The following is a 19422-nucleotide window of genomic DNA, read 5'->3' as shown; positions in this document are numbered from 1 at the left end:
GCTACACGGGTGAGTAGTGGTAACGATCTGACCGCCCGAGCCCGCATCCGGGACGCCGCGATCGCGCTCTTCACCGAGCGCGGCATCGCCGGCGCCACGATCCGGGACATCGCCCAGGCCGCCGGCGTCTCCTCGGGCCTGCTCCGGCACCACTTCGGGTCCAAGGAGGGGCTGCGCGACGCCTGCGACGAGTTCGCGATGGGCCAGATCGCGCAGATCCAGATGCGGTTCACCGAGAGCCAGGCGGTCGGCGCGCTCGCCCCCGAGGCGATGGCTCTCCAGCAATATCTGGTCCGGTCCCTGATGGACGGTTCGCCGCGCGGCTCCGCCATGTTCGCGCAGGCGGTCGAGCACGGCGAGCGCTGGCTGGCGACCACTCACCTGGAGGCGTCCGACCCGCGGGCCTACGCGGCCGTCCTCGGCGCCATGAAGATGGGCATGTTCCTGATGCGCGACCAGCTCTCGGCCGTCCTCGGCGAGGACGTCGGGGAGGTTCCCGGTTACCTGCGCATGATCCGGGCCTCCGTGGAGATCTTCGCCCAACCACTCCTCACTCCTGAGCAGGCCGGCCAGACACTCAAAGAACTGGACCGGCTAGGTGACTCGTTGACGGGAGACGAGAGGTCATGGCGGATGCCATCGATGTCGAAGGACTGATCAAACGGTTCGGGGCGGTCACCGCTCTGGACGGCCTGGACCTGCGGGTCCGCGCCGGCGAGGTGCACGGCTTCCTGGGGCCGAACGGGGCCGGCAAGACCACCACGATCCGCGTCCTGCTCGGGCTGATGCGGCCCGACGGCGGGTCGGCCCGGCTGCTCGGCGGCGACCCGTGGGCCGACGCGACGGCGCTGCACCGCCGCCTGGCCTACGTGCCCGGCGACGTCACGTTCTGGCCCAACCTCACCGGCGGCGAGGTGATCGACCTGCTCGGCCGGCTGCGTGGCGGCCTTGACCGGAAACGCCGCGACGACCTGATCGAGCGGTTCGAGCTCGACCCGCGGAAGAAGGGCCGGGCCTACTCCAAGGGCAACCGGCAGAAGGTGGCGCTGGTCGCGGCGCTCGCCTCCGATGTGGAACTGCTCATCCTCGACGAGCCGACCTCCGGGCTGGACCCGCTGATGGAGGCGGTCTTCCGGGACCTGATCCTTCAGGAGAAGAGACGCGGCGACCGTACGGTCCTGCTGTCCAGCCACATCCTGTCCGAGGTCGAGGCGCTCTGTGACCGGCTGACCATCATCCGGGCCGGCCGGGCGGTGGAGAGCGGCACCCTCGCCGACCTGCGGCATCTGACCCGCACCACGATCCGGGCCGAACTGGCCGGTCCGGTGGACGGGCTGGCCGCCATCACCGGAGTGCACGGCCTGACCGCCGAGGACGGCCGGGTGGCGTTCGACGTCGACGCCGACGGCCTGGAACCCGCGTTGCGGTCGCTGGTCGCGGCCGGGGTGCGCAGCCTGGTCAGCCAGCCGCCGTCACTGGAGGAACTGTTCCTGCGGCACTATGCCCGAGACACCGAAAGCACGGCCCGAGACACTGCAAGCGCGGCCCGGGACGCGGATGGCACGACGCGAGACGCGGAGGGCGTGCGATGACCGGCACTCTGCGGCTGCTGCGGCTCGTCCTGCGGCGTGACCGGTTCGTCATGCCGCTGTGGGTGCTGGGCCTCGGGCTGCTGCCCTACACCTATGTCACCGGTTTCGACACGCTGTTCGCGACCGTGCGGGAGCGTTCCGACTACGCCCGGCTCAGCGCCGGCAACGCCGGGTTCGTGGCACTCTACGGCCCGCTCCACGGCGACAGCATCGGCGAGCTGACGGTGTGGCGGGGCGGGTTCGTTCCGGTCCTGGTCGGGCTCGCCGCGCTGCTCACCGTCATCCGGCACACCCGGGCCGACGAGGAGACCGGGCGTCTCGAGCTGATCCGGGCCACCGTGGTCGGCAGGTTCGCGCCGCTGGCCGCCGCTCTGCTCGCCACCGTCGCGGCGAGCACGGTCATGGGTGTGGTCGTCGCGGTCACCCTGATCGGCAAAGGGCTGCCGGCGGGCGGATCGGTCGCGCTGGGCGTGGTGTTCGCGGTCAGCGGCTGGGTCTTCGCCGGCGTCGGAGCGGTCGCGGCGCAGCTCAGCAGCAGTGCCCGCACCGCCCGTTCGATCGCGGTGCTGGTCCTGGGCGGGGCCTACGTGCTGCGGCTGGGCGGGGACATCTCGGCGCTCGGCAGCGGGCGGCTGGAGTGGCTGGCCTGGCTGTCGCCGATCGGCTGGGCGCACCGGGTCTTCCCGTTCGGGACCGACGACTGGTGGCTCGCGTTGCCGGCGGTCGCTCTGACGGTGATCACGGTGGCCGCCTCGGCGTACCTCCTGACCCGCCGTGACGTCGGCGGAGGTCTTCTCGCCGGACGGCTCGGGCCGGCGACGGCCGCGGCGTCCCTGCGCTCACCGGTGGCGCTGGCCTGGCGGCTGCACCGTGGCCTGCTGTTCGGCTGGACCGCCGGGTTCGCCGCGCTCGGCCTGATCTTCGGCCTGGTGGGCGACAGCGCGGTGCAGATCGCCGAGGACTCGGCCGGGGTGGGGGAGATGTTCGGGCGGCTCGGCGGGGCCGACACCATGTCCGACGCCTACTTCGGCACGATCGCGCAGGTCTGCGGTGTGATCGCCGCCTGTTACGCGGTGCAGGCCGCGCTGCGGATGCGTGACGAGGAGCAGAGCGGCCATGCCGAGGCGCTGCTCAGCACCGACGTGAGCCGGTGGGCCTGGGCCGCCGGTCACCTGCTCTTCACCCTGCTGGGCCCGGCTGCGGCGCTGCTCGCCGAAGGGCTGTTCGCCGGCCTCGTGCAGGGGGACAACGGCCGGGTGCTGCGCTCGGCGATGGCACAGTTGCCGGCGGTCTGGGTGCTGGCCGGTGTGACGATGCTGCTGGTCGGGGTGCTTCCCCGGCAGGCCGCGCTGGCGTGGGCGGCAGTCACCGGATGTCTGGTGCTGATGCTGGCCGGGCCGCTGCTGGAACTCGACCAATGGGTGCTCGACGTGTCGCCGTTCACCCATGTGCCGCACCTGTCGGCGGACTTCACCGCCGTACCCCTCATGATGTTGACCTTGGTGGCAGCCGCCCTGGCCAGCGCCGGCTTGCTAGCCCTACACCGCCGCGACATCCCCGCCTAATCCCCACCTCACCCCTCCCAGCCGCGATCTTGTGGAAATTTGCCGCACCGTTCCGGGCAAATTCCACAAGATCGCGGAGGTCAGAGGTGGGCGAGAGTTAGTGGCTGCCTCGTTTTGGCAGGATTAGTTCCTCGTGGTCTAGCTCTCGGTTGAGGACTCTGAGGCTGTCGTCGTTCAGGCGGCCGGCGTCGCGCCAGCGCAGCAACTCCTCACGCTCGGCGTCGATCACCGCCTGGCGGACCATCAGGGCCGCCTCGTACTGCGGTGACTGCGGCACCTCGCTCGACTCGACCTGTTCCAGCAGGTCGAGTCGACGGCGGTAACGGTCCAGACGGATCTCGAGCTGCTTGCGCATGGTCTCGATGGCCTCGTCCTCGACGTTGTCGTGCTGCTCGTCCTGGATGTCGTCGAGCCGGTTGAGCGCGGCCACCACCGCGGCCGAGCGGGCCTCGTTGCGCAGCTTCGCCTTGTCGGTCTGGTTGGCGCGCAGACCCAGCCAGCGGACCAGCGGGGCGAAGGTGAGACCCTGCCCGACCAGGGTGACCAGCACGACCACGAGGGCGCAGAAGACCAGCAGCTTCTGGTTGGGGAAGTACGGCTCCGGCGGGATGATGAAGATCGCCGCCAGGGTGATCACGCCGCGGGTGCCGGCCCAGCTCAGAGCGGTCACCTCCCGGCCGGAGAGCGGCTCCTCCTTGCGGGAGTCCACGTCGTCGTCGTCCTGCTGCCCACCGAGGCGCAGGTGCAGCTGGCGCGGCAGGAGCTGGGTGACGATCAGCCACAGCGGGCGGACCAGCAGAACCACGCCGAGTGTGACGGAAAGGGCGATGGTGATCTGGGTCCACGTGTACCGGTCGAGCCCTTCGATGATCTCGCGCACCTGCTGACCGATCAGCAGGAAGACCACACCTTCCAGCAGGAAGTCGATCAGCCGCCAGACGGCGGCGGTCTGCAGGCGGCTGGCGCCGGTGGTGTACCGCGGGGTGTCGTGACCGACCATGAGACCCGCCACCACGACCGCGAGCACACCGGAGAGCGTCAGGTGTTCGGCCACCGTGAAGGCGGCCAGCGGCGTGATGATCGACAGGGCGTTGGCGCTGAGCGGGTCGGCTCGCAGCGGCTTCAGGAACCGCACGATGTAGGCGACCGCGACACCGATGAGCACGCCACCGACGGCCGAGACGACGAACCGGCCGACCGCGCTCTCGAAGGAGAAGTTGTTCTTCTCATGGGCGGCGATCGCCACGGTGAGCAGAGTCAGCGCGGTCGCGTCGTTGAGCAGGCCCTCACCCTGGATCAGGGTGATCAGCTTGCCGGGCAGTCCCGCCTTGCGGCCGACGGCGAGGGCCGCGACCGGGTCCGGCGGCGCCACCGCCGCACCCAGCGCGACACCGGCGGCGAGGGTGGCCCCGGTCACCCAGAGCGAGAAGCCGAGGCCGATCAGCATCGCGGTGACCAGCACCAGCACCACTGAGAGGCTGATCACGGTGCGCATGTTGCGTCGTATGTCGAGCAGTGATGAGTCCAGCGCCGCGTTGTAGAGCAGGGGCGGCAGAACGAACATGAGAATGAAGTGCTCGTCCAGCGGGATGTTGGGCCCCGGCATGTACGAGTAGGTGATGCCGACCAAGGTGAGCAGAACAGCGGCGGGGAGGCCGGTCTTCTCCGTGACCCAATGGACCACGATGATCACCCCAACCGCGGCCAGGCCGAACAGAAGGATCTCCTCGTAGGTCATTCGATCATTGTCGCGGCTGCTCCGAAGCCAGACGGTTGCGGGCTGCGGTCAACGCGGCCAGATTCTCCTCGATCACCGGCCCGGCCTTCTCGATGATCGCGCGGACCGAGGGGTCGGTGCTGGTCTTCAGAAAGAGGCCGGCGAGCCGGGAGGCCCGCTCGTACCCGGAGAGCTGGGTCTCGACGAAGAAGGCGTCGAACAGGGCTGCGGGAGTGGCCACGTACTGCCCGGCGAGTTCGACCTGTTCGGAGTTCGGTCCCTGTGGAAGGCGCACGTCCAGGCTCTTCGCCACCCTCTTGACCTGGGAGTCCAGCTTCTTGTGGAAGGCCGCGAAGCGCTTGCCGAGTTTGCGGACGGCCTTGTCGCCGCTCTTGCGGGCGGCCAGTCTGCCCGCCGCGATCTGGGCCAGGTTGCCCTGGTGCACGGCGATCAGGAACTCGGCTTCGGGGCTGGCCGGGCGGGCGGCCGCGATCGTGCTGTGAGGGGCCGCCGGCCGGGACGGGACCGCCGTCGCGGGGCCGGCCGGGAGGGTCACCAGCGCGGTGATACCCAACGTAAAAACCTTGTGACGGAAAGACATGATCGCATCATAAGTGGGGCAAGCCGGACATTCGTGCGGCTTACCCGAACGGTGCACGGGACGCGCCCGGCCATCAGAAAGACGACCGGGCGCGGCTGTGGTGCTGTGGTGCTGTGCGGATCAGTAGCGGTAGTGCTCCGGCTTGAACGGGCCCTCGACGTCCACGCCCAGGTATTCCGCCTGCTTCTTGGTGAGGGTGGTGAGGCGGACGCCGAGCGCGTCCAGGTGCAGCCGGGCCACCTTCTCGTCCAGGTGCTTCGGCAGGACGTAGACCTGCTTCTCGTACGCCTCCGGGCGGACCCACAGCTCGATCTGGGCCATCACCTGGTTGGTGAACGAGTTCGACATCACGAAGCTCGGGTGACCGGTCGCGTTGCCCAGGTTCATCAGCCGGCCCTCGGAGAGGATGATCACCGAGTGGCCGTCCGGGAAGCGCCACTCGTGGACCTGCGGCTTGATCTCGACCTTCTCGATGCCGGCGACCTTGGCCAGGCCGGCCATGTCGATCTCGTCATCGAAGTGACCGACGTTGCCGACGATCGCGTTGTGCTTCATCGCCGACAGGTGCTCGACGGTGATGATGTCGGTGCCGCCGGTGGTGGTGATGAAGATGTCGGCCTCACCGACGACGTCCTCGAGCCGGACGACCTGCATGCCGTCCATCGCCGCCTGCAGCGCGCAGATCGGGTCGACCTCGGTGACGACGACGCGGGCGCCCTGGCCACGCAGCGTCTCCGCCGAGCCCTTGCCGACGTCGCCGTAACCGCAGACCACGGCCAGCTTGCCACCGAGCATCACGTCGGTCGCGCGGTTGAGCCCGTCGACCAGCGAGTGGCGGATGCCGTACTTGTTGTCGAACTTGCTCTTGGTGACCGCGTCGTTGACGTTGATCGCCGGGAAGAGCAGGGTGCCCTCCTTGGCCAGCTTGTAGAGCCGGGCCACACCGGTGGTGGTCTCCTCGGTGACACCCTTGATCTCGGCCGCGATCTTGGTGAACCGCTGCTTGTCCGCGGCGAGGCTGCCGCGCAGCGTCTCGAGGATGATCGAGTACTCGTGGTTGTCGGCCTCGGTGGTCTGCGGCACCGCGCCGGCCGCCTCGAACTCGACACCCTTGTGCACGAGCAGGGTGGCGTCACCGCCGTCGTCGAGGATCATGTTCGGGCCCTGGCCGTCGCTGAACTCGAACAGGCGCATGGTGGCCCACCAGTACTCCTCCAGCGTCTCGCCCTTCCAGGCGAAGACCGGGACGCCGGCGGGGGCGTCGACCGTGCCGGTCGGGCCGACGACGGTGGCGGCGGCGGCCTCGTCCTGGGTGGAGAAGATGTTGCAGGACACCCAGCGCACCTCGGCGCCGAGCGCGACCAGCGTCTCGATCAGGACGGCGGTCTGCACGGTCATGTGCAGCGAGCCGGCGATCCGGGCGCCGCGCAGCGGCTTGCTGTCGCCGAACTCCTTGCGCAGCGACATCAGGCCGGGCATCTCGTGCTCGGCGAGACGCAGCTGGTGACGGCCGGCCTCGGCCAGGCTCAGGTCGGCCACCGCGAAGTCGAGACCGTTGATGGATTGAAGTTTGTCACTCATGAAAAAGAGGGCCCTCCCTCTCAGGAAGGCGCCCTTGCGTCATGAAAACCCGGCCGAGCGTGGCGGATCCGCGTGTTGTCCGAAAGTGTTTCTCGGCAACGCGATCCGTTGCAGCGCCTCTCGGCTAAGCCGGGATCCAGCTTAGCCCGTCAGTCGCAAGATCACATCCGATGCAGCGTTCCGTCGGTATCAGTGATCATGTACGTTCCGTCACCCAGCACCTGAAGGTCGTACTGGTCGATGGTGGTGACGTTGAGTTCTCCGAGAACCTCGCCGGTGCGGACGTCGATCCGGAAGTGCTGCCACCACTCCTCCTCGTCCTCACTCTCCGCTTGATCGTTGACGCCACCGAGGACGGCGATGGCGGTGTGCTCGTCGAGGAAGCCGCCGTTCCACTCGAAGTACACCTCGTCGCGCGGGGCGAACCCGAAGTCGGACACCGTGAACCGGAGCTGGACCTCCCCGCTGGGAAAGTCGTGGATCCGCATGTCCTCCTGATCGTGGTCGACGGTCATGAACCGCGACTCGTCCGGGGAGACCGAGATCAGCGAGCGGTCGCCCCACCCGTACTCGCGCGGTGATGTGTCCGGCCCGGCCAGGAAGATGCTGATGCCGTCCTGGCCCTCGCCCACCTCCAGCAGCATCCGCCCGTCTCTCAGCGGGAACTGGTCGCCTCCGTGCCCGGTCGTCGTGAGTTCGTGCCGGGCGCGCGGCACTCCGGTGGCCGCGTCCAGCAGGATCCACTCATCAGGCCGGGACCGGTCGGCCATCGTGTTCGGGGCGTACACCCAGACCAGGGTCTCGTCGGCGGACAGCGCGACGTCGGTGTAGGCGACGCCGCGGTTCGGCCCGCGCTCGCCGAGCTCGAAGCGCCAATCCTCGTGGCCGTCCGGGTCGACGCGCAGCACGGCGGTGTCCGTCGCATAGACCAGCCGGTCGAGTGAGCGGGTGACGGCGTGGCCCTCGCTCCCCGGCTCCCGGTAGGTGCTCCGTGGCGGCACCGGGAAGACCCGGACCAGGTTGAGGCCGGCGTCGTAGACCTCGACGCCGTGCTCCTTCTTGCGGGAGGTCACGCGCACGGACGCAGCGTAGCGCGGGTTCGAAGAGTCACGCGAAGGGGCGAGAAAACATCAAAGACCTTCCATAAGACCTCAGAATCCCATCATTCTGTACGGCGTGAAGCACCCGTACCGGATCCGGGAGATAGCCGCGCGGGCCGGCCTGAGCCCGGCCACTGTGGACCGTGTGCTGCACAGCCGGGGCGGGGTCCGGGACAGCACCGCCCGCGCGGTGCACCAGGCCATCGCCGACCTGGACCGCCAGCAGTCGCAGTCCGGCCGCCCGTTCGTGATCGACGTGGTGCTGCGGACCTCCCGCCGGTTCGGCGCCGCCGTCCGGGCCGCGTGCGAGGCCGAGGTGCCGGAGTTCGCCCCGGTGCCGGTGCGCACCCGGCCACACCTGACCGACGACCCGGTGGCGGCCCTCGACCGGGTCGGCCGGTCCCGCTCGCACGGGCTGATCCTGCTGGCCCCGCCCGCGCCGGAGGTCGCCGAGGCGGTGTCCCGGCTCGGTGTCCCGGTGGTCACGCTCAACCACGACCTGCCGGCGGGCAAGCGGATCGCGCACGTCGGCGTGGACGGCTTCGACTCCGGCGCCACCGCGGCGTACCTGGTCGGCCGGCTGCTCGCGGACCGGGCCGGCGACGTGCTGCTGATCAACGGCCGGGGCGAGCGGGAGGAGGGGTTCCGCTCGGTCCTGCCGTCCCGGCGGCTGCTCACGGCCGGCAGTTCCGAGGCGGGGCCACTGCGAGCCGTCCTCGCCGCGAATCCCTCGATCCGGGCCGTCTATTCGGCCGGGACCCGCGGCAACGCGGCCGTGGTGTCGGCCTTCGCCGCGGAGCGCCGCAACTATGACGTGTTCGTCGCGCACGGCCTGGACCAGGAGAACGCCGATCTGCTGCGGGAGCACCGCATCTCGGCGGTCCTGCACCAGGATCTGCGGGCCGACCTGCGGCATGCCTGCCAGGCGATCCTGCGGGCTCAGGGCGTGCTGCCCGGGCCGATCCGCTCGCACCCGTCGGCGGTGCACGTGATCACGCCGTTCAACGTACCGCCTGCGGCGTTCTGAAGTTTTCATCCTCTCGAAACTCATTTCCGGCTCTCCGGCACCGATGGACTTGTATCACCAGTGAGAGAAGGAAACGAGATGGCCGGTAGTCGTGGGCTTGGGCAGTGGTGCCGGGACCGTCGGGTTTCCACCAAGGTGCTCGCGGTCGCCGGGGTGGCGATAGCGGGGACCGTCGCGACCGGTGCGCTGAGCCTCGCCGGCATCTCCGAACTGCAGAGCACCCGGAGCGAGGAGATCGCCCGGGTGCTGCCGTACGGCCAGAATCTGAACTCGGCCGCGCTGACGGCGAAGGCCGCGGCGAACGACGAGCGTGGATTCCTGATCGCCGGCGAGGCCGATTTCCGGGACGAGGCGCTCAAGCGCCAGGAGAAGGTGGACGCCGCGCTGGAGGGGGCGCGGTCGGTCGCCGCCGACGCCGGGGCGGTGGCCCGGGTCGACGCGATCCAGGCCGCCACCGACGCCTGGTTCACCGCCCTGGAGCAGGAGTTCGCCCTCTTCGAGGTGAAGCCCAAGGACGCCGTCGAGGTGGCCTTCGGCGACAACCGGGACCTGCGCAAGACGTACGAGGGCCTGCTCACCGCCGAGATCGAGCAAGCCGACGCGGCCCTGCTGAAGGGCCAGGACTTCGACGCCACGGTGTCGGCCACCCGTGCCGGGATCATCGCCGCGCTGGTGACCGCCCTGCTGCTGGGGGTCGGCGCCGCGCTCTACGTGGGCCGGCTGATCGTCCGTCCGCTGCACCGGGTCGGCGCGGTGCTGGACCAGGTGGCCGAGGGTGATCTGACCGGTGACCCGGACGTGCATCAGCGGGACGAACTGGGCCACATGGCCGACTCCCTGCGCCGGGCCACCGGCACGCTGCGGCAGACCGTCACCGATCTGACCGCCCACTCGGAGGGGCTGGCCACCGAGGCCGGAACGCTCGCCGACACCAGCCGGCGGAGCACCGACAGCGCCCACCAGGGTGCTCGGCAGGCCGCCGAGGTGGCTGACTCGGCCGCCACCATGTCGGTGAACATCCAGACGGTCGCGGCCGGCGCCGACGAGATGGGCGCCTCGATCCGGGAGATCAGCGAGAGCGCCACCCAGGCCGTCCATGTGGCGCAGCGCGCGGTCGAGGTCACCGCGAACACCAGCGCGGTGATGGCCAAGCTGGGCGACTCGTCGGCGCAGATCGACACCGTGGTGAAGGCGATCACCGCGATCGCCGAGCAGACCAACCTGCTCGCCCTGAACGCCACCATCGAGGCGGCCCGGGCCGGTGAGCTGGGCAAGGGCTTCGCTGTCGTGGCGTCCGAGGTCAAGGAGCTGTCCCAGGAGACCGCCCGGGCGACCGAGGACATCGGGCAGCGGGTGGCCGCGATCCAGGCTGACACCGCGGGCGCGGTCGCGGCCATCGAGGAGATCAGCGCGATCATCGGGCGGATCAACGAGTTCCAGACCACGATCGCCTCCGCGGTGGAGGAACAGACCGTGACGACGAACGAGATGAGCCGCAACGTCAACGAGGCCGCCGATGCCGGCTCCCGGGTCGCCGGCACCATCAACGCGGTCGCCGCGTCGGTGCAGCAGACCACGACCGGGGTGGCCGAGGCGGACCGCGCCGCGACTCACCTGGCCGGCATGTCCACCGATCTGCGCCGGATCGTCGACAGGTTCAAGCTCTGAAACCTCGGAGGACCGGGAGGACGTGCCGTGATCACCAAGCCGTTCTTCCACACCGGAGTCACGAACCACCGTCCACCGGTCGTGTCGCCGCCGCCATCCCCGCAACGGTTAATCAATACCCCGATCCCCCGGGCCGGGGCGACCACAGAGTGTCGCCACGGCCGCTGCGGGTAATAGCGGTGTGAGCAGTTGGGTTCCCGAAGCCCGGCTTAGGTAGCCTGGTCGGCGCTGCGCGGACCGGAAGATGGGAAGTACGTTGAGCCGAACCCTGTTGGTCACCGGTGGTGCCGGATTTGTCGGCGGCGCCTTGATCAGGTCATTGCTGAACGACTACCCGGACGCTGCCGTCGTCTCGCTGGACAACTACTTCACCGGCACCCCGGCGAACCACGTCAACGATCCGCGGGTGACCTACGTCGACGGGTCGACCACCGACATCGCCAAGATCTGGGCGGACCGGGGCCTTCCGGTGCCCGAGATGGTCTTCCACCTCGGTGAGTACTCGCGGATCCCGCAGTCCTTCGAAGACCACGACCTGACCTGGGACTTCAACCTCCTCGGCACCAAGGAAGTGGTCAAGTTCACGGCCGGGCACGGCGCGAAACTGATCTACGCCGGTTCGAGTTCCAAGTTCGGCAACGACGGGGACGACGAGAACCTCAACCCCTATGCGTGGACCAAGGCCAAGAACATCGAGTACATCAAGAACTACGCGAACTGGTACGGCCTGAACTTCGCGATCGCCTACTTCTACAACGTCTACGGGCCCGGTCAGATCACCGACGGCAAGTACGCCACGGTGATCGGCATCTTCGAGCGGCAGTACCTCGCCGGTGAGCCGCTGACCGTGGTGTCGCCCGGCACCCAGACGCGCGACTTCACCCATATCGACGACATCGTTCGCGGCCTCGTGCTCGTGGCCCGCAGCGGCTCCGGCGACGGCTACCTGCTCGGCACCGGCTGCGAGTGGCCCCTGGCCAAGGTCGCCGAGCTCTTCGGCGCCGAGTCCGTGCTGGTCCCGGCCCGGCGTGGCGAGCGGGTCCGCGGTCAGGCCGACACCACCAAGGCGAACAGCCTTGGCTGGAGCCCGGAACGCCGCCTCGACGAGTACATCGCCGACTTCGTGGCCGCCCACCCGCGCTGATCCCGGGCGCGGTCACCGGTCCGATGGGCCGCGGCCCGGGGCACCCGAGGCATGATTCGCCGCAACCGGGGCAATCGGGCGGGTATGCGCAACGGGATCAGGATCATCGTCGTGTCGGGCCATGCGCCCCTGGTGCGTGGCCTGGAGCAGTCGCTTCCCGACGCCAGCGGGGGCCGTGCCGTCGTCTCCGGGGCGGGGGACGGCGCGGACGTGGCGGCGTTGGTGCGTGAGCCCGCGCCTGATCTCATCCTCGTCGATCTCATGCCGCCCGCCGGCGTCCCGGCGATCGCGGCGGCCCGTGCCGCCGCACCGCAGGCCCGCATCCTGGCGCTGGCCGGAGAGACGGCGGGGGGTGACGACCCGACGACCGTGCTGGAGGCGCTGCGGGCCGGTGCGTCCGGGATCCTGCCGCGCGGCGACGAGGCGATCCCGCCGCTGTTGGCGGCTCTGGAGGGCTGGGCGGTCGTGCCCGTCCCGCTGCTGGCGTCCCTGGTGGCACAGGCCGGGCAGCCGGTCGCCCGTGCGGTGACGGCGCAGCTCGACGAACACGACCGGCGGCTGTTGCGGCTGATCGCCTCCGGCTCGTCGACCAGCGACATCGCCGGTCTGTTGCACGTCTCCGACCGTACGGTCAAACGCCTGACCGCCGCCCTGTTGCGGAAGATGCACGTCTCCAGCCGCACCGAGGCGGCCGCGATAGCCGGCAGCGCCGGCCTCCTGTAGAGGCCGGCGCCGGTTCTCGTCAGCCGGTGGCGCGGGGCCGGGTCGACACCGCCGACAGGGGTGTCGCCACGTCCTCCAGGGATCTGCCCTCGGCGTCGATGCCGATGACCGCCTCGACGATGCCGCCGACCGCCATCACGGCCGCGCCGATGAGGAAGCCGAGGAAGAGCTTGTTCGGGTCCTCGCCCTCACCGATGAGAGCGCCGTAGAAGACCGGCCCGATCGCGCCGAAGCACTGGGCGATCGCGAAGAACACCGCGATCGCCTGGGCACGGATCTCCAGCGGGAAGATCTCGCTGACCGTCAGGTAGGCCGAGCTGGCCCCCGCCGACGCGAAGAAGAAGATCACACTCCAGGCGATCGTCTGCGTCGTGGCGGTCAGCGCGCCGGCTTTGAAGAGGAAGGCCGTGATCGCCAGCAGGCCGCCGGAGAGCAGATAGGTGCCGGCGATCATCTTGCGCCGCCCGATCGTGTCGAAGAGCCGCCCGATGGTGAGCGGCCCGATCAGGTTGCCGGCCGCGAACGCCACCATGTAGAGCGGCGCCGCCTTCTCGTCCACGCCGTAGAAGGTGGTCAGCACCAGCGTGTAGGTGAAGAAGATCGCGTTGTACAGGAACGACTGGGTGATCATGAGGGTGGCGCCCAGCGTCGACCGGGCCGGGTACAGCCGGAACAGCACCCGCAACAGCGACAGGTATCCGTGCGGATCGGTCGGCCGGATGTCGATCGCCTTCGAGTCGTCCAGCGGCGGCAGCGTCTGCCCGGAGGCCTCGGCGGCCCGCTCGATCCGGGCGATGTTCTCCTCGGCCTCCGCCTCCCGGCCGTGCATGACCAGCCAGCGCGGGCTCTCCGGCAGATGCCGGCGCAGACCCCAGATGGCCAGGCCGATGATCGGGCCGAGCAGGAAGCCGATCCGCCACGCCAGGTTCAGGTCCACATTGTTGAGCAGGATGTAGGTGCCCAGCGTGCCGATGATGGCGCCGCCCCAGTAGGTGCCGTTCACCCCGATGTCGACCCGGCCGCGGTACTTCGCCGGCATCATCTCGTCGATCGCGGAGTTGATCGCGGCGTACTCGCCGCCGATGCCGGCGCCGGCTATGAACCGGGTGAGATACAGGAACACCAGTGCGGCCGGACCGTTACCCCAGGTCAAGGCGGTGAGTGCGTTGCCCGTGAGGTAGACGGCGAGGGTGACGATGAACAGGTTCTTGCGCCCCAGCGCGTCGGAGAGGCGGCCGAAGAAGAGCGCTCCGAACACCTCGCCGAGCAGATAGACCGTCGCGATCAGGCCGACCTGCGTGCTGCTCAGGTTCAGCGTCTCCCGTTCGGACAACACCGGCCCGAGCGAGCTGGCCACGGTGATCTCCAGCCCGTCGAGGACCCAGGCGGTGCCCAGGGCCATGACGATGCGGGTGTGGAACGGTGACCAGCTGAGCCGGTCGATGCGCGCCGGGATGAGACTGCGGATGGTCTCTGAACTCGCCGGACTCTCCGACCCGGAGGCCGGCGCGGTCTGTGCCATGGACGCACCTCCATGTAGGTGATGTTGCCCACGCAATACCCGGCGAGCTCACCGCTATCCCCCGCGCGGGGCGACCGTCGTCGATCGTCTCCCGAGCGGTGATCCGCTTGATCGGCTCTGATGGCCAGGGTCGACTACCCGACAGCGGCCGACGGGACCCACGGTGACCCGCACGAGGTAATCCCAGGTCCGAGCGGGTGCGGGCGGATCAGCGGAAGCGGCATGTCACCTGAACGCGGCCTCCCTCTCCAGCGAGGGCTGCGGTTTATTGAGAGGAGCCGGAACCCGAGAGGTGGCGACGTGAGCGAGAAGACCTACGCCGAGACGTTCGATGCCGAGTCCGCCGAGTGGCTGAGGTCCGGGGAGTCCGGCGGAGAGTACGTGGAGATCGCCCGGTTGCCGGACGGGGGCGCGGCCATGCGGAACTCGACCGACCCGGCGACGATCCTCTTCTTCACCCGGGCCGAGTGGGAGGCGTTCACCGGCGGGGTGCACGACGGCGAGTTCGACCTCTGACGATCACCGGACGTGTGCGGTGCGTCCGGAGGCGGGGCCGGCAACCGCTTGGCGGATCGCTTCCTCCACGGCGGCGCGCGGACTGGTCAGCACCGGCAGACCCGGCAGCAGCGCGGCCGCCCCGGCCATGCTGGCCTGGGCCAGCACCACCACGTCGGCCTCACCGGCGATCGCCCGCACGTGCCGGGCGATCTCGTCGTCATAGGCGTCGAGATCGCCCGCCTCGAAGTGTCGCCAGGCCGCGAGACACGGCGACGGGAGCAGCCTGACCGGCCGGCCGGCCCGGTCGGCGGTCTCCCGCAACAGCCGCATCGTCGGTTCCATCGTGGACGCGACGGTCGCGACCACGGCGATCCGGTCGCCCGCCGCCACCGCGGCCTCGGCCATCGGCCGGTCCAGCCGGAGCACGGGCACTCCCACCGCCGTGGTCTCCGCCTCGGCGCCGATCGTCGAACAGGTGCAGACGCTCAGGTCCGCCCCGGAGGCGACCAGTTCCGCCAGCCGGTCGCGGAGGCGTCCGGCGAGTTCCGGCGTCACCCCGGCGACCCGGGCGTCGGCGAGCAGACTCTCGTCCACCAGGTGACGGTCGTCCAGGCCGGGCGGGGCCAGCTCGGTGAAGAGCCGGTGGAACGTCGCCACATGAACCGCACCGGTGTGCAGGAACCCGACGACGGTCACTCGAAGATCACCCGCGCCTCCGGCACGCCCCGGGCCCGCGCCACCTGACCGGCCTCCTCCTCTGCCAGGGACGTCTGGGCCTTGGACAGTCTCTCGAACGGGGTCACGGTCAGGTCGACCCGCTTCCTCCCCGACATGCGGGCCCGCCACACCCCGGCGATCTCGCCGTCGAGCAGCAGCACCCCCGGATTGCCGAGGATCCGCCACACCTCTTTCTGCCGCTCCCGGCCGGGCACCAGCAGGTCGCGGTCGCGTGCCTGCAGCAGCGGATCCATCGCCGGGAGCCAGCGCGCCCCATGCGGGGCCGGCACGGACTCCAGCCGTGCGGCCTCCGGCTGCGGGAGCCAGGCTCGGCGCCCGTCCACCCGGACCTCGGCGAGGCCGGACGGCCACACCCCTTTGATCACCGCGGTCGTGCTGCCCAGATATTTCGCCACCTCGGCCGGGCCGGCCGGGCCGAGGAGGCGAAGGTAGGTCTCGATCAGCCGGTCGACGCCCCGGTTGGCGGACGGCAGCGGAGGTGGGTCCGGAATCGGGCCGAGGCTCGCGTCCTTGCCCCGGGCGAGCACCTCCACCCCACCGGCCAGGCCGGCGTGCTGCCACACGTTGCCGGCGATGTGGCGGGCGCCGCACGACTTACAGTCATAGGTCAGCTCGGCCGGAACGCGGCGGCTCACCTCGGTGCTGGCCTGCCCGCGGGGCATCGGCCCGGTGACCACCGCACGGAAAGCCTCGGCCGTCGCGGTGAAGGCCCGCAGCCCGAGTCGCGCCCCGTCGGGGATCTGGCCGCTCTTGATGCGGGCCGCGGCGTCGTCGTCGGAGACCGGCCACAACTGCTCCACCAGGCTCGGCAGGTCGGCGCGGCGATGCAGGTGCGGGGCGCCGCGCGCACCCCAGACGATGATCAGCCGGTCATCGCCGGGTTCGGCGGTGGTGCGGCCGGGCTCGGCGGTGGTGCGGGCGGTGAGGGCGATCCGGGTGGAGTCGGGTGTCGAGTCCTGGACGCCCAGATCGAGCACCGGCAGGTCGGCGGGGTGGGCGTCGCTCCGCTCGGCCAGCCCGAGCGCGGCGACCCGGAACGCCATCACCTGCGCACGATCCACGTCGATCATCTGCACACCTCCTCGCTGACTACCGACCGTACCGGCGGGCTGCGACGTTTTTCCGGCGATCGTCTCGGGGCGCGGATCGGCTCTCCACGTATTCCCAGGTGTCGAGGATGGCCGGCCCGTACGGCCCATCCTGCTCGATCGGCGGCTCGGCAGCGGGACGGTAACCGCAGCGGCGTGCCACCGAGGTGCTCGCCGAGTTGCCCCGGTCGATCCGCAGCAGCAGCCGCCGCAGCCGCAGGGTGTCGAACGCGTAGCCGGTGAGCAGCGAGAGCGCCGCCGAGGCGAGACCCTGCCGGCGATAGGGCAGGCCGACCAGATAGCCCAGTTCAGCCTCGTGCAGCCCGGAACGGACGTTGAAGAGCAGCACCTCACCGAGCGGCCGGCCACCGTCGGCGGTGATCGCGAGCTGGATGCGGCTGCCGCCGATCCGGCCCTGGTGGGCCCGCCGCAGATAGGCGAGCCCGGCCTCCACATCGAACGGCGAGGGCATCAGCGTCCAGCGGGCGATGTCCGGTTCGTCGAGCAGGGCGACCAGGTCGTCGAGATCCTCCCAGCGCCATTCCCGCAGGATGACGTCGGTTCCCGTCAACCTCAGCGGGTAGGGCAGCGGGCTGACGGTCACCCTTGAATCGTGCCGGTAGGACCCGCTTCGGTGCTAGTGGAGGTCGATATGAATGCCGTGCCCGATTCCTTACCCTTCACCGGTCGGATCGCTGACACCGCTCCGGGACGGGTTCAGAGGCGCTGAGCGGTGATCTCGAAGCCGGCGGTGCGCAGGCGGTCGGTCAGGACGTCGCCGATCGCGGTCGCCGGGGTGAGGACGCCGCCCTCGGACTCCGGCAGCCGGTCGCGGTCGAGGGCCAGGGCGAGCGCTGATTCGCCGAGCATGACGGCCGTCGCGGCGTACCCCGGATCGCCTTTGGCCTTGACCCGCGCGCGATAGCGGGCCCCGGACGTGGTCTTGGTGAAGATGTCCATGGTGAAGTGACCGTTGCGCTGGGCGGTCTCGCTGGGGCCGGTGCCGGGGGCGGGCAGAATCCGGTCCAGCAGGAACCGCACCGGCGGCACCGCGAAGCCGATCACCAGGGCGTTCAGCGCCGCCTTGGTGGCGAGCGCGATCACCGGCGCGGCCGGCGAGGTGCCGACGCTCATCACCTCGCGGTACCGGAACTTGCGACCGTACGCCCAGCCGCGCAGCGCGTTGCTGCGCCGGACCACCCGGGTGTTGTAGGACGCCATCACGAACGGTGCGAGGTGCCCGCGCAGGCTGGGGTCCACGTCGGATCCGGCGAGCGTGGGCATGTCCGGCTGGCGCCCGAGCTCCGGTTCGGCCGCACGGTCGGGGCTGAGGGAGTACGGGCTCGCCCCGATCTTCCGCAGCCGCACGTCGTTCTTCATCACGTCGACCTGGTGCCGCATCGAGTCGATGGTGCCGCCGCTGAAGCCGCCGCGCAGACTGGTCACCACGAGGGTCGTGTCGGTGAGTTCGCCTTCGCCGTCCGCGCTGACGAGCGCATGCAGGACGTGAACGCCGATATCGGACGGAATGGAATCGAAACCGCAGGAGTGGACGATCCGCGCGCCGGTGCGCCGGGCGGTCTCGTGGTTCTCGTCGATGCTGTCCCGTGCGAACAGGACTTCACCGGTGAGGTCCACGTAGTCGGTGCCGGTCTCGGCGCACACGCGGGCCAGTGGCCTGCCGTATTTCGCGTACGGCCCGACGGTCGTCAGCACCACGCGGGTACGGCCGGCCATCGTGGCCAGGGCGGACGCGTCGTCCGCGTCGGCGACCACGATCGGCCAGTCCACGCCGAGGCGGGATTTCACCTGCTCCAGTTTCGCCGCTGACCGCCCGCCGAGCGCGAGCCGTGTGCCGGCCGGCGCGCTGGCGGCGAGGTGCCGTGCCGTCAGCACGCCGACGAAACCTGAGGCGCCGTAGACGATCACGTCGAACTCGCGCTGTCGATCGCTCATGGCTGCCGATTGTGCACCCTAGATCGACGCCGCGCATCCATTGCGGCGCGCCGAGATCAGCACGTTATCCACACAAAGGAAGATCAAAGCAGCTAATTTGTGATCTACAACTCCATTGCCGTGACTCGGACAAGACCGTAGCGCGGCAAGTCGGCAGCCCGCGCGAGCGGGCACCGTGGCCGGAACGCCGAGTCCAGCCGCCGACCACGGTTCCATCAAACCCAAGGCATGGAGCGGGGGACCCAAGAGTTCCTCGGCGCTACGGCGCCTCGGGGTGAAGCCGCGAACCCGCGGCCGGGCACCTCTGCCCGAACCCGACAGCTGACCTCGCAGGCGTGGAGGACGAGCTCATGGTTCAGATTCGCAAACAACTCCATCGTGCGGTCGTCGTGATCGCTGCCGGTCTCGCCGGAAGCGTGGCCCTCGCCGGGCCCGCCGAACCGGCCGCCGCCTCCATCAACTGGGAGGCCATCGCCCGATGCGAGTCCGGCGGCAACTGGAGCATCAACACCGGCAACGGGTACTACGGGGGACTCCAGTTCAGCCGGAGCACCTGGCGCGCCTACGGCGGCGGGCGGTACGCGAGCACCGCCAACCAGGCCTCGAAGGCCGAGCAGATCAGCATCGCCGAGCGGGTGCTGCGCGGGCAGGGGATCGGCGCGTGGCCGCACTGCGGGCGACGGCACGGTTTCCAGGCCGCGTCCCGCGGCGGCGCGCGCAAGGTCTCGGCCGGCCGGGGCGGCAGGTCGTCGGGCACCTACGTCGTGCGCTCCGGTGACACGCTGGCCAGGATCGCCGCCCGGCACGATGTTCCGGGTGGGTGGCGTGCCCTTTACCGGGCCAATGCGGGAAGTCTGCGCAGCCCGCACCACCTGATGGTGGGGCAGCGCCTGAAGCTGTGA

The 19422-nt window shown here is 70.0% G+C and carries 18 protein-coding genes and 1 riboswitch; of the genes, 9 read left to right on the top strand and 9 right to left on the bottom strand.

What is annotated here, in order from left to right; all coding sequences use genetic code 11:
• Positions 1 to 9 precede the first annotated feature (9 nt).
• The 3 genes from QLQ12_RS08720 to QLQ12_RS08710 are packed head-to-tail and all read left to right on the top strand — an operon-like array spanning position 10 to position 3157.
• Complete coding sequence (locus QLQ12_RS08720; RefSeq protein WP_282758463.1) at positions 10 to 657, top strand: TetR/AcrR family transcriptional regulator; 648 nt, start codon at positions 10 to 12, stop codon at positions 655 to 657.
• Positions 627 to 1592 (top strand): ABC transporter ATP-binding protein, encoded by a 966-nt coding sequence (locus tag QLQ12_RS08715; protein ID WP_282758461.1) that lies wholly within the window; start codon positions 627 to 629, stop codon positions 1590 to 1592. Before QLQ12_RS08720 ends, QLQ12_RS08715 begins: the two co-directional genes overlap by 31 nt.
• Positions 1589 to 3157, top strand: coding sequence for an ABC transporter permease (locus QLQ12_RS08710; RefSeq protein WP_282758459.1), 1569 nt, complete (start codon positions 1589 to 1591; stop codon positions 3155 to 3157). Before QLQ12_RS08715 ends, QLQ12_RS08710 begins: the two co-directional genes overlap by 4 nt.
• Before the next feature lie 97 nt (positions 3158 to 3254).
• On the opposite strand, the gene QLQ12_RS08705 is transcribed toward QLQ12_RS08710, so the two are convergent.
• From QLQ12_RS08705 to QLQ12_RS08690, 4 genes are all read right to left on the bottom strand, one after another.
• Positions 3255 to 4895, bottom strand: coding sequence for a Na+/H+ antiporter (locus QLQ12_RS08705; protein ID WP_282758458.1), 1641 nt, complete (start codon positions 4893 to 4895; stop codon positions 3255 to 3257).
• 4 nt (positions 4896 to 4899) lie between these two features.
• Positions 4900 to 5448: a DUF4142 domain-containing protein gene (locus tag QLQ12_RS08700; RefSeq protein ID WP_282758457.1), complete on the bottom strand. Its 549-nt coding sequence runs from the start codon at positions 5446 to 5448 to the stop codon at positions 4900 to 4902.
• A 147-nt stretch (positions 5449 to 5595) separates the two neighbouring features.
• The gene (ahcY, locus tag QLQ12_RS08695; RefSeq protein WP_282758456.1) at positions 5596 to 7056 is read right to left on the bottom strand and encodes an adenosylhomocysteinase; all 1461 of its coding nucleotides are present in this window, start codon (positions 7054 to 7056) and stop codon (positions 5596 to 5598) included.
• A gap of 161 nt (positions 7057 to 7217) precedes the next feature.
• Complete coding sequence (locus QLQ12_RS08690) at positions 7218 to 8135, bottom strand: hypothetical protein (RefSeq protein WP_282758455.1); 918 nt, start codon at positions 8133 to 8135, stop codon at positions 7218 to 7220.
• Between the two features lie 97 nt (positions 8136 to 8232).
• Between QLQ12_RS08690 and QLQ12_RS08685 the strand changes: the two genes are divergently transcribed.
• The 4 genes from QLQ12_RS08685 to QLQ12_RS08670 all read left to right on the top strand — a co-directional run bounded on the left by QLQ12_RS08685 (position 8233) and on the right by QLQ12_RS08670 (position 12718).
• Complete coding sequence (locus QLQ12_RS08685) at positions 8233 to 9183, top strand: LacI family DNA-binding transcriptional regulator (RefSeq protein ID WP_282758454.1); 951 nt, start codon at positions 8233 to 8235, stop codon at positions 9181 to 9183.
• A gap of 78 nt (positions 9184 to 9261) precedes the next feature.
• Positions 9262 to 10851, top strand: coding sequence for a methyl-accepting chemotaxis protein (locus QLQ12_RS08680; RefSeq protein ID WP_282758453.1), 1590 nt, complete (start codon positions 9262 to 9264; stop codon positions 10849 to 10851).
• A gap of 244 nt (positions 10852 to 11095) precedes the next feature.
• Positions 11096 to 11995, top strand: coding sequence for an NAD-dependent epimerase/dehydratase family protein (locus QLQ12_RS08675; protein WP_282758452.1), 900 nt, complete (start codon positions 11096 to 11098; stop codon positions 11993 to 11995).
• 111 nt (positions 11996 to 12106) lie between these two features.
• Positions 12107 to 12718: a LuxR C-terminal-related transcriptional regulator gene (locus QLQ12_RS08670; RefSeq protein ID WP_282758450.1), complete on the top strand. Its 612-nt coding sequence runs from the start codon at positions 12107 to 12109 to the stop codon at positions 12716 to 12718.
• A 19-nt stretch (positions 12719 to 12737) separates the two neighbouring features.
• On the opposite strand, the gene QLQ12_RS08665 is transcribed toward QLQ12_RS08670, so the two are convergent.
• Positions 12738 to 14240: an MFS transporter gene (locus tag QLQ12_RS08665; RefSeq protein WP_282758449.1), complete on the bottom strand. Its 1503-nt coding sequence runs from the start codon at positions 14238 to 14240 to the stop codon at positions 12738 to 12740.
• A 300-nt stretch (positions 14241 to 14540) separates the two neighbouring features.
• Here QLQ12_RS08665 and QLQ12_RS08660 point away from each other — a divergent pair, with 300 nt between their 5' ends.
• A complete protein-coding gene (locus QLQ12_RS08660) occupies positions 14541 to 14756 on the top strand; it encodes a DUF397 domain-containing protein (RefSeq protein WP_407651436.1) in 216 nt (71 codons plus the stop codon).
• A 3-nt stretch (positions 14757 to 14759) separates the two neighbouring features.
• Here the strand turns inward: QLQ12_RS08660 and QLQ12_RS08655 are convergent, their stop codons facing one another.
• The 4 genes from QLQ12_RS08655 to QLQ12_RS08640 all read right to left on the bottom strand — a co-directional run bounded on the left by QLQ12_RS08655 (position 14760) and on the right by QLQ12_RS08640 (position 18520).
• The gene (locus QLQ12_RS08655; RefSeq protein WP_282758447.1) at positions 14760 to 15434 is read right to left on the bottom strand and encodes an aspartate/glutamate racemase family protein; all 675 of its coding nucleotides are present in this window, start codon (positions 15432 to 15434) and stop codon (positions 14760 to 14762) included.
• Complete coding sequence (locus QLQ12_RS08650; protein WP_282758446.1) at positions 15431 to 16546, bottom strand: DNA glycosylase AlkZ-like family protein; 1116 nt, start codon at positions 16544 to 16546, stop codon at positions 15431 to 15433. Before QLQ12_RS08650 ends, QLQ12_RS08655 begins: the two co-directional genes overlap by 4 nt.
• 19 nt (positions 16547 to 16565) lie before the next feature.
• On the bottom strand, positions 16566 to 17168 hold the full coding sequence (locus tag QLQ12_RS08645) for a GNAT family N-acetyltransferase (protein ID WP_282758444.1): 603 nt from the start codon (positions 17166 to 17168) through the stop codon (positions 16566 to 16568).
• Positions 17169 to 17281: 113 nt separating this feature from the next.
• Positions 17282 to 18520, bottom strand: a complete 1239-nt coding sequence (locus QLQ12_RS08640) for a saccharopine dehydrogenase family protein (protein ID WP_282758442.1) — start codon at positions 18518 to 18520, stop codon at positions 17282 to 17284.
• A 203-nt stretch (positions 18521 to 18723) separates the two neighbouring features.
• A riboswitch (cyclic di-AMP (ydaO/yuaA leader) is annotated at positions 18724 to 18871 on the top strand.
• Between QLQ12_RS08640 and QLQ12_RS08635 the strand changes: the two genes are divergently transcribed.
• Entirely contained in the window at positions 18871 to 19422 is a 552-nt protein-coding gene (locus tag QLQ12_RS08635) for a LysM peptidoglycan-binding domain-containing protein (protein WP_282758440.1), read from the top strand. It overlaps the preceding riboswitch by 1 nt.

The sequence above is a fragment of the Actinoplanes sandaracinus genome (genome assembly GCF_030009775.1).
Taxonomy (GTDB): domain Bacteria; phylum Actinomycetota; class Actinomycetes; order Mycobacteriales; family Micromonosporaceae; genus Actinoplanes; species Actinoplanes sandaracinus.
The sequence above is the reverse complement of the archived record's forward strand: the minus strand, read 5'-3'. Positions and strand labels throughout refer to the sequence as shown.

Excerpts from the sequence above, each read along its gene's own strand:
- QLQ12_RS08715 (WP_282758461.1), top strand. The coding sequence starts at position 627 with ATGGCGGATGCCATCGATGTCGAAGGACTGATCAAACGGTTCGGGGCG.
- QLQ12_RS08710 (WP_282758459.1), top strand. The coding sequence starts at position 1,589 with ATGACCGGCACTCTGCGGCTGCTGCGGCTCGTCCTGCGGCGTGACCGG.
- QLQ12_RS08705 (WP_282758458.1), bottom strand. The coding sequence starts at position 4,895 with ATGACCTACGAGGAGATCCTTCTGTTCGGCCTGGCCGCGGTTGGGGTG.
- ahcY (WP_282758456.1), bottom strand. The coding sequence starts at position 7,056 with ATGAGTGACAAACTTCAATCCATCAACGGTCTCGACTTCGCGGTGGCC.
- QLQ12_RS08680 (WP_282758453.1), top strand. The coding sequence starts at position 9,262 with ATGGCCGGTAGTCGTGGGCTTGGGCAGTGGTGCCGGGACCGTCGGGTT.
- QLQ12_RS08675 (WP_282758452.1), top strand. The coding sequence starts at position 11,096 with ATGGGAAGTACGTTGAGCCGAACCCTGTTGGTCACCGGTGGTGCCGGA.
- QLQ12_RS08665 (WP_282758449.1), bottom strand. The coding sequence starts at position 14,240 with ATGGCACAGACCGCGCCGGCCTCCGGGTCGGAGAGTCCGGCGAGTTCA.
- QLQ12_RS08650 (WP_282758446.1), bottom strand. The coding sequence starts at position 16,546 with ATGATCGACGTGGATCGTGCGCAGGTGATGGCGTTCCGGGTCGCCGCG.
- QLQ12_RS08640 (WP_282758442.1), bottom strand. The coding sequence starts at position 18,520 with ATGAGCGATCGACAGCGCGAGTTCGACGTGATCGTCTACGGCGCCTCA.
- QLQ12_RS08635 (WP_282758440.1), top strand. The coding sequence starts at position 18,871 with ATGGTTCAGATTCGCAAACAACTCCATCGTGCGGTCGTCGTGATCGCT.